This window comes from Fusobacterium varium, from assembly GCA_021531615.1.
Lineage (GTDB): Bacteria > Fusobacteriota > Fusobacteriia > Fusobacteriales > Fusobacteriaceae > Fusobacterium_A > Fusobacterium_A varium_C.
Map to the genome: position 1 here is coordinate 1 of JADYUE010000059.1, position 11377 is coordinate 11377.

Genomic DNA, 11377 nt, shown 5'->3' on the forward strand with positions numbered 1-11377 from the left:
TTTTTTTGAAAAAAAGTAAAAAAGGTGTTAATACATTTAAGTACCAACACCAAAAATTATACACCCGGAGTTATCAATGTTCTTTTAAATCTAATTTTAGTTATTGTTTTTAATTTGAGTGTTGCTGGAGTTGCTATTGCTACTATTACAGCTGAAACTATCTCTGCTTTCTTAATATTGAGAATTTTAAATAATACTCCTGGAATGTTGAGATTAAAATGGAAACTTGTAAAAATACATAAGAATCGTCTTTTAGAAATTGTAAAAATTGGGCTTCCTGCTGGAATACAAGGAATACTTTTTAATATTTCAAATGTTTTAATTCAATCTTCAGTAAATTCCTTTGGTCCTCTAGTTATTGCAGCAAATACAGCCTCTGTTGCTATTGAAGGATTTGTTAATACATCTTTAAATGCTCTTTATCAAACAGCTTTAAACTTTACAAGTCAAAACTACGGTGCTAAAAAATTTGCTAGAATAGATAAGATTCTTACTCTTTCTTTGATTTTATCATTTATTTGTGGAGCATTTTTCGGATTTGGAGCTTATATCTTTGGAACTCCTCTTTTAAGCATTTGGATTACTAATAAAGAAGCTATCTCCTATGGTTTAATTAGATTAGGTGTAGTTGGTATAAGTTACTCTCTATGTGGTTTGATGGATGCCTTTGTTGGAGCTTTACGTGGACTTGGTCTTTCAATAATGCCAACTGTAATTACTCTATTTGGAGCTTGTTTATTCCGTATTTTATGGGTATTTACTATCTTTGAAAACAACCATACTCTATTCACTTTATATATGTCTTATCCTATATCTTGGATATTGACATCAGGAGCTTTAGGATTGTATTATTTATATGTAAGAAAGAGACTTTTTAAAAATTATTTAAGTATTTAACAAAAAAAGGTTATTGCATTTTAAATACTTGCAATAACCTTTTTTCTAAATTCCACTATTTCTTGTATAAAATTTACCTAAATTTTTTGTTCCATCTTCTCCATTTACCATTATTTTTACTCTATTAAATTTACCTGTTTCAGTTAAACTATTAACTATAGAGTAAATAGTCATTAAACTTTTTTGAGTATTATTATCTAACTCTTTTATCTGTGAGCTAAAATCTAAATAGATCGTCTTATCATTAAAGTATACATTATATAAAGTAATATCTTCACTTTTTATATATTTTTCTCCTCTTAATACTTCAATAATCTTCTCTGTTAGTTTAATTGCTCTATCCTTTGTACTTTGAGCTAAATCTATCTCTGCCTCTCTTTTTTCAAGAGTTGTCAATTTAGAATTTGGAACATATATTGTAACTTTTTCTTTCTCTCTATTTTCTACTGATTTTTGATTATTTTCTATAGTTATAACTTCACTCTCTGTTGCATATGTAAAATACATTATCCCTGAACCTATAATAAATGCCCAGCAAACTATAAAAAAGATTAAAGTTTTTCTTTTCAATATTACACCTCATTATTAATAAAAATAATCTCTTACTTGTTTAGCTATCTCTTGAGCCATTCTCTTTTGATATGTTGGACTTGTAATTTTTTTCAAATCCCCTTGGTTACTAATAAATCCTACCTCTATCAATACCCCTGGTCCGTTAAATCCTCTTAATACTGCAAAGTTAGCTCCATGAATTCCTCTATTTCTTAAACCAATAGCTGCTGCTAAAGCATTATTAGTTTTTCTTGCAAATCCAATAGATTTCTCTTGGTTTTTTTTATAAGCTAACTCTCCCATAATTTGAGCTATAGAGTTACTTTTATCTCCATATTTATCTCCGAAACTGTTTTCAAAAGCTGCTATTCTCTCAGCATATGGAGAAGATTTTTTTGAAAAATAAAATACTTCTACTCCATTTTGTTTACTTGAAACTGCTGAGTTAGCATGGATACTAATAAACATATTAGCCTTAGCTCTATTGGCTATTCTTGGACGTTCTGACAACTTAATAAATCTGTCACTATCTCTAGTCATTATCACATTAAAGTCTTTTTTTAGCTCATCCCTTAAATATCTACTTACTGCTAAAACAACTGTTTTTTCATAATACTTTTTAAATCCAATTGCTCCTGGATCTTTTCCTCCATGTCCAGCATCTATGGCAATAGTAAACTGCTTTCTAGTTGAACTGTCACTAAAAGTAACTACAAAATCATTTCCTTTAAGAGCTCCTTTATAGCTAATATTTTTATTTAGTTTAATAAAAAAACCTACAGAGCCACCATAATTTACTACTTGTAAACTTTCCACATATTTATTTTTAAAACTTTTTTCATTTATTTTAGTATCTAATTTGCTTCCAGGAAATTCAAGAAAAATCAGTTTATTATATTCATCATAATTCATTGTATAATTTGGTTTTGTACTTCCTGAAAAATCAACAGTTAAATTTGCCCCACTCATCTTTACATTTCTAATATTTCCAGCAAAAGAAAAAATTGTCAATAATAGAAATGTTACTACCGTTATAATCTTTCTCATATCTTTCTCCACTACTCTGTATTAATGAAAAAACGACAATTAATATTGTCGTTTTATTTCATAAGGCTATAAAACTCTTGAGATTGCACTTTTAACAAATGTTACTTTTATGCCTTTATCTACTTTAACATCTACTTCTTCTTCTCTAACTGCAACTATTGTTCCTTTTATTCCTCCAATAGTTACTATGTTAACTCCCTCTTTTAATGAGTCTAACATCTCTTTTTGTTTTTTAGCTTTTTTCTTGTTTGGAAGAATCATAAATAGGTATATAATTAATCCCCAAACAACTAGCATTATCCAAGTTCCATATTTAGCTAATATTTCGTTCATTTTAACCCCCTCACAAAAATTCTTGCTAACATTGTATCACATAACACCTGTTTTTTCAATTCTTAATAAAAGCTTATTTAAAAAATGCTTTTATTTTATCTTTTATACTTTTATGCTTCTTATAATTTTTATCTTTTAAGCTCTCTTCAAACTTTCTAAGTAGTTCTTTTTGATCTTCACTTAAATCAGTAGGAGTTTCCACAACTACTTGTACCAACTGATCTCCTGTCATAGATCCTCTTAGAGATTTTATTCCCTCTCCTTTAAGTTTAAAGAATTTTCCTGTTTGAGTTCCTGCTGGTATTTTTATATTTTTCTTACCATTTAAAGTTGGGATCTCTACCTCTCCACCTAGAGCTGCTGTTGTAAATGTAATAGGGATTTCACAAAGAATATCGTCTCCTCTTCTTTCAAAAAGTTCGTGAGGTTTTACCCTAATAACAACATATAAATCTCCATTTGGTCCACCAGTTTCACTAGCTTCTCCCATTCCACTTATTCTTAATTTTTGTCCATCATCTATACCTGCTGGTATTTTTATTTTTTGTTCAACAGTTTCTTTTACAATTCCTGTTCCATAACATTTTTTACATTTCTTCTCTGGAATTTCACCTTTACCATGACACTCATCACACTCTGCATAGCTTTCGAAGTTTCCAAGAATTGTTCTTTGAACAGTTTTTATTCTACCTGAACCATTACATTTAGGACATTTTTTCATAGCACTTCCTGGCTCTGCTCCAGTTCCATTACAAGTACCACATTTTCCATTTCTCTTATATTTTATAGTTTTTTCTATTCCTTTAGCTGCTTCTTCTAAAGTGATCTCAACTTGATATCTTAGATCTGCTCCTGGCTCAACATAGCTTCTTCTTCCACTACCACCAAAGCCACTAAATCCTCCAAAGCCTCCAGCTCCTCCACCAAAGAATGAACTGAAGATATCTTCAAAGCCACTAGCATCTCCTCCGAAGCCTCCACCAAAGCCTCCTGGTCCACCTTGTTCAAATGCTGCATGACCGAATCTATCATATTGTGCTCTTTTTTCTTTATCTGATATCACCTGATATGCTTCATTTACTTCTTTAAATTTTTCTTCTGCTTCTTTTTTCTCTTTTTCACTTGCATTGCTGAATTTATCAGGATGATATTTCATGGCAGCTTTTCTATATGCTTTTTTTATCTCTGCGTCTGAAGCATCTTTTGCTACTCCCAATACTTCATAATAATCTCTTTTTGCCATTTAATATTTCCTCCATAATTAATATCTAGAACATTATATCATAAAATTTCATTTAATTAATACTATTTTTATCTATTAAATTAAAAAATTGTAATATTTAATTCTCTAGTATATTGTCCACCTTTTTCCAATTTTTCTATTCCAACTTTTTCAGTTAATTCTCCAGAAGCATTGTCATAATCTGAAATTCCATTCCATGGTTCAAAGCAAACATAATCTGCTCCTGGTACATTCCAAAATGCTATATATTTAAATCCATCATATTCAAATTTTACTCCTGAACTATTTTTACTATTTCTTAGCCAAACTACTTTAGAATTTGGATTTTCTATAATTGCAGCATCATTTATAAATCTATCTCTTTCTAAATTAATTCTATTTCCTTCAAAGAATTTGATTTTATCTTTAGAAGAGATTAATGCTCCATTAAGTCCAAAAATTTCTCCATCTTCCTCTTTTTCAAACTCTATATAGTAATCTGTAACTTTTACATTTTCATCTGTTGGTGCATTAAATGCAGGGTGTGCTCCTAAAGAGAAATACATATCTCCATCAGTTAAATTTTCAACTCTGTACTCAATTTTTACTGTTTTTTCTTCTATTATATATTTCATAAAGAATTTAAAATCAAAAGGATAAATCTTTCTTGTTTCTTCACTTGATTCAAAAACAAAATCTAAGAAATTTTCTCCTTGACTTGATAATTTAAACTCATTATCTCTAGCAAATCCATGTTTTGTTTTTATATTATACTCTTTTCCATTGTAAAAATATCTATCTTCTTTTATTGCTCCTACAAAAGGAAATAATACTGGTGAACTTTTTGCCCAAAATTTAGGATCTTTTTGCCAAACATACTCTTGTCCGGTTACTAAATCTTTTATTCCTGTTAGTTCTGCTCCCTTACTTTCTACTCTTACTTCTATTGTATTGTTTTTTAATTTAAATTCCATCTTTCCTCTCCTTAATATCTGTTTTTTCTAAATTTAGCAGAAACTCTTTTTTTAAAAGACCTCCACCATAACCTACAAGTTTTTTATTTTTTCCTATTACTCTATGACAAGGTATTATAATAGATATTGGATTTTTATTATTAGCCCCTCCCACAGCTCTTACCGCTTTAGGATTTCCAATAGCTATCGCCTGTTCTTGGTAACTTCTAGTTTCACCATAAGGTATTTCTACTAATGCTTTCCATGCCTTTTTTTGAAATTCTGTTCCTGTCCTTATATCTAGTTTTATATTAAATTCTCTTCTTTTTCCCAAAAAGTACTCTTTTAATTGCTGAATACATCTCTTTACTTCATCAGATTCAATAGCTTCATCTATTTTTTCCACAAAGTTAATAGAACTTATTCCATCTTCCTCTTCAACAATTTCAAGAATTCCAAAATCTTTTACTTCTAAATACCCTTTTCCCTTCATTATTTCTCCTATAATAATTAGAGGGAATAGAGTAACATTACCCTATTCCCTCTATGGTATTTTCCTTTTATAGGAAGTTATTTAATTATTTCTGATTAGTCAACAACTTCTGCTTCAGCTACATCATCATCTGCTTTTTTCTCTGCACCTTGTGCTCCTTGTTGAGCTTGTGCTTTAGCTTGAGCTTCTTTATAGATCTCTTCAGCAAATTTATGAGCAACTTGAGATAATTTTTCCATAGCTTTTTCTATAGCTTCTTTATCTTCTCCATCTTTTACTTTTTTAAGTTCTTCAACTGCTGCTTCAATATCTTTTTTCTCTTGTTCAGAAGCTTTATCTCCATAATCTTTTAGAGATTTTTCAGTAGAAGAGATTAGCATATCTGCTTTATTTCTTGTTTCTACTAATTCTTTGAATTTTCTATCTTCAGCTTCATTTGCTTCAGCTTCTTTTGTCATTCTTTCAATATCTTCTTTAGATAGGTTAGTTGATCCAGAAATAGTTACTGTATTTTCTTTTCCTGTTCCTAAGTCTTTAGCTGATACGTGTACAATTCCGTTAGCATCAATATCAAATGTTACTTCGATTTGAGGTACACCTCTTGGAGCTGCTGGGATTCCTTCTAGGTTAAATTCTCCTAGTTTGTGGTTGTCAGCTGCTTTAGCTCTTTCTCCTTGTAGTACGTTGATTGTAACTGCTGGTTGGTTATCTACTGCTGTAGAGTAAATTTGAGATTTTTTAACTGGAATAGTAGTATTTTTCTCAATCATTTTTGTAAATACTCCACCTAGAGTTTCAATTCCTAAAGATAATGGAGTTACGTCTAGTAATAGAACGTCTTTTACGTCTCCCATTAATACTCCACCTTGAATAGCTGCTCCTGCTGCAACAACTTCATCTGGGTTGATTCCTTTATTAGGTTTTTTACCGAAGAATGATTCTACCCATTCTTGAACTGCTGGGATTCTTGTAGATCCTCCAACTAATAATACTTCATCTATTTCTGATGGATTTAAGTCAGCATCATTAAGAGCTGTTTTTGTAGGTCCTTGAGTTGCTTCAACAAGGTGTCTTGTTAAATCATTGAATTTAGCTCTTGTTAATTTCATTTCTAAGTGTTTAGGTCCTGTAGCATCCATTGTAATGAATGGTAAAGAGATTGAAGTTTCCATCATTGAAGATAGTTCTTTTTTAGCTTTTTCTGCTGCATCTTTAAGTCTTTGGTATGCCATTTTATCATTTGATAGGTCAATTCCAGTTTCTTTTTTAAATTCAGATGTTAACCAGTTGATAACTTCATTATCGAAGTCGTCTCCTCCTAGGTGGTTGTTTCCTGCTGTAGATATAACTTCGATTACTCCATCAGCTATTTCAAGAACTGATACGTCAAATGTTCCTCCTCCAAGGTCGAACACTAGAACTTTTTCTTCTTTTTTCTTTTCTAGTCCATATGCTAGAGCTGCTGCTGTAGGTTCGTTAATAATTCTTTTTACATCTAGTCCAGCAATGATTCCAGCGTCTTTAGTTGCTTGTCTTTGAGAGTCTGTAAAGTAAGCTGGTACAGTGATTACTGCTTCTTTAACTTCTTCTCCTAAGTAAGCTTCAGCATCTTTCTTTAATTTTTTTAATGTCATAGCAGAAATTTCTTGTGGAGTATATTTTTTTCCAAAAATTTCTACTTTATAGTCAGTTCCCATATGAGTTTTGATTGAACTTACTGTTGATAGTGGGTTTGTAATTGCTTGTCTTTTTGCAATCTCTCCAACTATGATTTCTCCATTTTCTTTGATATTTACTACTGATGGAGTTGTTCTAGCTCCTTCAGAGTTAGGGATTATTGTTACGCTTCCCCCTTCCATTATTGCCACACATGAGTTTGTTGTTCCTAAGTCAATACCGATTATTTTACTCATTCTAATTACCTCCTAAAAAACTCTATATATTAAAATTTTCAGTTTTTACTAAATTAATTTATTATCCTCTTTTACAAACTTTTACCATTGAAGGTCTAATTACTTTTCCCTTCATTGTATATCCTTTTTGAAGTTCTAAAACTATCTCATCATCTTGATATTCTGGATTGTCTTCAACCATTACAGCATGATGGAACATTGGATCATATTTACCTTCAGCTTTTATAGCTTCAACTCCTTCAGATTCCATAATACCTTTTAGTTGAGTTAGTATCATATCAACGCCTTTTACTAATCCATCAAAATCTTTAGTTTCTGATGATGCTGTTATAGCTCTTTCTAAGTTATCTACACCATCTAATAATTTAGTTATTATCTTTTCTGATGCAAATTTTCTTAATTCTTCTAACTCTTTTTCTTTTCTCTTAGTGAAGTTTTGGAAATCAGCTTGTTTTCTTAAATAAGATTGTTTCCAATCTTCAACTTCTGCTTGAAGCTTTCCAATTTCCTCTTCATAGTTTTTATCTGCTTCGCAACAACATTTTTCTTCTGATTCTTTATTTTCACAGTTGCATGTACAATTTTCTTCTCTATCTATATTTTCTTCTAATATTTCTTTTTCCTCTTTTAAATCTTTATCTGTCATCTGATTCGTCCTTTCTCTCTATTTGATTAATTACTTTATTTACCTCTTGTGTTATATACTTAATGAATCCCATAGTTTTTGAATAAGCCATTCTCTTAGGTCCTATAACCCCTAAAATTCCTTTTGAAGTCCCTGCTTTATATATTGAATATACAAAGCTATAATCTTCAAGTCCTTTTATTCCAAGCTCATCTCCAAAGATTACATTAACCTTTTCTAAGGAATTCTCTCTACTTTTAACCACTTGTTCAAATAGTAATTTAATATCTTTCCTGTGGTGGAAAAGCTCTAAAGCTTCTGATATATCATTTACATTTTTATCTTTAAATATACTTGGTACATTATTTATAAATAACTTACCATCATCATCAAAAATTCTTCCCTCATCTTTTATTAATTTTCTACCTTTAATAAAAGTCTCAATATTTTCTAAAGTTACTTGATTATCTCTTATCTTCATATTTATCTCTTTTGAGATAAGTTCTAACTCTTCTGTTGAAACTGCTTGATCTAAGATTATCTTTTTAGTTTTTACTGATCTGTTTTCCATAACAATTACAGCTACAACCATAAAGTCATCTACATGAACCAATTCTACCTTTTTTATTCTCTCTACAAGTACACTTGGTTCCATTACAATTCCAGCATATGAAGTTACTTTAGATAATAAAGAAGAGGTTTTTTGTAATAACATATCTAACTCATTAATCCTAAACTCATATTCAAGCTCAATATTCTCTTTTTCCTCTTTAGTTAACTTTTCTACTTTTAGTAACTCATCAAGATAATATTTATATCCTTTATCTGTGGGAATCCTTCCAGAAGAGGTATGTGTCTTTGCTATAAGCCCCATATCTTCCAAATCAGCCATTACATTTCTAATTGTAGCTGATGAAAGATTAATCCCATATTTTTTTACCAAAGTTCTTGAACCTATAGTATCACCAAAAGTTAAATAATAATTTACTATAGCATTCAGTACTAATTTTTCTCTATCTGTAATAGCCATCTCTCATCACCTTTTTTGTTAGCACTCATTTAAGTGGAGTGCTAATTCTTAATTAAGAAGATACACCATATTTTCATCTTTGTCAATATTTTTTTTATTTTTGTTAATAAAAAAGCAGATAATCTTCTTATTTAAAAAAAATTCATGCTATAATTAAATTAAGAAAAGAGTTTTTTCGTAATATGAATATCAGCAAAATAAAAAGACAAGGTCTACCACATAAACAACCTTGTCTTTTTTATTTTCTAGTATCTACTCAGGTATTCAAATTCTACAAAAATTATCTAGCCTAAAGTTTAATTTCTATGATACTAGATTATCTTTTAAAGAGCAATTTTCAAAACTTATATTTTTAATATCAACTAGCCTCCATACTAGCGAATAAAGAATCCCTATTGCTCATTCCGTTGAAAATGCAAAACTCGGCTTCGCCTCAAACACGTTGCATTTTCTTAACTGCATTTCGCTAAGGGATTCTAATATTCTCTAGTGAATTACGGCTTTAGTTGATATTGGGATAAAATTTTGATTCTTATATATTTTATGGGTAATAGGTGAGTAGTTACATTTTCTATTTTTTTAAACTGAATTTCTAATTAATTAAACACAAAAAAAAGAGCCCCTAAAGGCTCTTTAATTTTTTATTAATTTAATTATTCAGCTGCGATAGCAGAAACTGGACATCCACCAGCACAAGCACCACAATCTACACAAGCATCTCCGATAGCGTATTTTCCATCATCAGTTGCTGATATAGCTCCTACTGGACAAGTTCCTTCACAAGCTCCACATCCGATACAAGTATCTTTATCTATTACGTGCATTAAAATCCCTCCTATAAATTTCTATAAAGTATTTTCTTAACTACTTAAACTATATCTTATTTTTCTTAATCTGTCAAGTATAATTTAAAAAAAATGTTGTATTTTCAAACACTAATCTTTTGAAAATCAAATTTTTATACTTTTTTTCAATCTAAGCATCATGTTCTAAAAGGTTATTAACTCTTATTATTGTTGATAATTTTCTTCCATACTCCTCTTTTATCTCTGAATAACTATTTAGATGTTTAACAAGTTTTAAAGAATTTTCTCCGTTTACTATTGCTGTTCTTAATTGCTTATATGCTCCATGTCTTGCAAGAGTTAAAATATAATCCTTTACAGAATCATCTATAGTTTCATATTTTTTATAGTAAGTCTTTTTTCCTACCTTTACACTATTTTTAGGATCTTTAGAAAAAGATTTCATCCCAAAAAGATTATTTCCTTTTTTAGCTACTGAAGATGTTCCCCAACCACTTTCTAAAGAAGCTTGAGCTATTACTAATGAAACTGGTGGAACTACCATCTTATTTAACAACTCATTATAATCCTTACTCTTAACCTTATACTTTACAAAAAGATTTTCTGCTGTTTTTTTCTCTTCTAAAGTTATTGTTCCTCTATCTAGAATTTTTTTTATAAATTCCTTTTCTCCTTTTATCTCATCCTCTACTTTTTCTATAATAGGTACAAGAGTTTGGATAAATACTTTTTTTCTCTCTTTTCCTTGAACTACACTAAAATCTATTTTCTTATTTAGATAGAACTGCTTATTTTTTAATTGCTCTTCATTGATGTTGTTTACAGCAAAAATATTCATTCCTAAGAAAATAAGCATTATAAACACTTTAAACTTTCTCAATTTTTCCCTCCATAAATAAAATTTAATTTTAATAACAATATACTTTGTGAACTACTCCCACCTATAGAGGTGGGAGCTTCGTAATTACTCATTAGAGTAATTCTAAAGAAGTTTGATAGCTAAGCTATCTTTATTCTTGTAGGTGTGTCCACTACACCTCTACTGTATAGGACTTCTAAGTCCACTACATTACTTTTTTTTAGAATATTTAATGCTCCATTTACATCTGCATTAAGTATATAGCCTTTTGATGTTTGATATAATCCTCGCTTTATTCTCTTTCCTGAAAAAGAGTAAGTTTGAGGTTTATCAGCTTCAAATTTTGGCAAAATATCCATATCAAAAAAACTTGATTTTGATGTATAGCTTTCTTCTTGCTCCACAAAAATCAAGCCATATAGCTTGCACAAATATTCAAGTTTTTCTCTTAACTTTCCAAATGGAATATTAACAAAAGTCTGATTATTCGCTTTTCCAATATTGCTGTTTCTTTGGAAAGTTTCATTGTATCCACATACTAAAGCACCTATATTATTTTCTAAACAGTAGTTTATTATCCTTCTTGCTGTTTTAGACATATAGTCATTTACTTTATTATTGCGAGAACTATATAGATATTTTTGTCT

General features: G+C 29.9%; 13 protein-coding genes. 1 reads left to right on the forward strand and 12 read right to left on the reverse strand.

Going from position 1 to position 11377, the window contains the following annotated elements:
- Nucleotides 1-24 precede the first annotated feature (24 nt).
- Nucleotides 25-897 (forward strand): hypothetical protein, encoded by an 873-nt coding sequence (locus I6E31_11810; protein MCF2640646.1) that lies wholly within the window; start codon nt 25-27, stop codon nt 895-897.
- Nucleotides 898-942: 45 nt separating this feature from the next.
- Here the strand turns inward: I6E31_11810 and I6E31_11815 are convergent, their stop codons facing one another.
- From I6E31_11815 to I6E31_11870, 12 genes are all read right to left on the reverse strand, one after another.
- Nucleotides 943-1467 carry a GerMN domain-containing protein gene (locus I6E31_11815; protein MCF2640647.1) on the reverse strand — a complete coding sequence of 175 codons (525 nt, stop codon included), beginning with the start codon at nt 1465-1467 and terminating at the stop codon, nt 943-945.
- Nucleotides 1468-1482: 15 nt separating this feature from the next.
- Nucleotides 1483-2496, reverse strand: a complete 1014-nt coding sequence (locus tag I6E31_11820) for an N-acetylmuramoyl-L-alanine amidase (GenBank protein ID MCF2640648.1) — start codon at nt 2494-2496, stop codon at nt 1483-1485.
- 66 nt (nt 2497-2562) lie between these two features.
- Entirely contained in the window at nt 2563-2829 is a 267-nt protein-coding gene (gene yajC, locus I6E31_11825) for a preprotein translocase subunit YajC (protein ID MCF2640649.1), read from the reverse strand.
- Nucleotides 2830-2902: 73 nt separating this feature from the next.
- Nucleotides 2903-4072 (reverse strand): molecular chaperone DnaJ, encoded by a 1170-nt coding sequence (dnaJ, locus tag I6E31_11830; protein MCF2640650.1) that lies wholly within the window; start codon nt 4070-4072, stop codon nt 2903-2905.
- An 80-nt stretch (nt 4073-4152) separates the two neighbouring features.
- Nucleotides 4153-5025, reverse strand: a complete 873-nt coding sequence (locus tag I6E31_11835) for an aldose 1-epimerase family protein (GenBank protein ID MCF2640651.1) — start codon at nt 5023-5025, stop codon at nt 4153-4155.
- Nucleotides 5015-5497 (reverse strand): methylated-DNA--[protein]-cysteine S-methyltransferase, encoded by a 483-nt coding sequence (locus tag I6E31_11840; protein ID MCF2640652.1) that lies wholly within the window; start codon nt 5495-5497, stop codon nt 5015-5017. The genes I6E31_11835 and I6E31_11840 overlap by 11 nt, the downstream gene beginning before the upstream one ends.
- Nucleotides 5498-5592: 95 nt before the next feature.
- Complete coding sequence (gene dnaK, locus I6E31_11845) at nt 5593-7410, reverse strand: molecular chaperone DnaK (GenBank protein MCF2640653.1); 1818 nt, start codon at nt 7408-7410, stop codon at nt 5593-5595.
- Between the two features lie 61 nt (nt 7411-7471).
- Nucleotides 7472-8056 (reverse strand): nucleotide exchange factor GrpE, encoded by a 585-nt coding sequence (gene grpE / locus I6E31_11850; GenBank protein MCF2640654.1) that lies wholly within the window; start codon nt 8054-8056, stop codon nt 7472-7474.
- Nucleotides 8046-9065 carry a heat-inducible transcription repressor HrcA gene (gene hrcA / locus I6E31_11855; GenBank protein ID MCF2640655.1) on the reverse strand — a complete coding sequence of 340 codons (1020 nt, stop codon included), beginning with the start codon at nt 9063-9065 and terminating at the stop codon, nt 8046-8048. Before hrcA ends, grpE begins: the two co-directional genes overlap by 11 nt.
- 653 nt (nt 9066-9718) lie before the next feature.
- Nucleotides 9719-9889 carry a 4Fe-4S binding protein gene (locus tag I6E31_11860; protein ID MCF2640656.1) on the reverse strand — a complete coding sequence of 57 codons (171 nt, stop codon included), beginning with the start codon at nt 9887-9889 and terminating at the stop codon, nt 9719-9721.
- A gap of 151 nt (nt 9890-10040) precedes the next feature.
- Nucleotides 10041-10727, reverse strand: coding sequence for a glucosaminidase domain-containing protein (locus I6E31_11865; GenBank protein MCF2640657.1), 687 nt, complete (start codon nt 10725-10727; stop codon nt 10041-10043).
- A 143-nt stretch (nt 10728-10870) separates the two neighbouring features.
- Nucleotides 10871-11377: IS200/IS605 family accessory protein TnpB-related protein (locus I6E31_11870; GenBank protein ID MCF2640658.1), on the reverse strand; the 507-nt coding region annotated here is incomplete at its 5' end.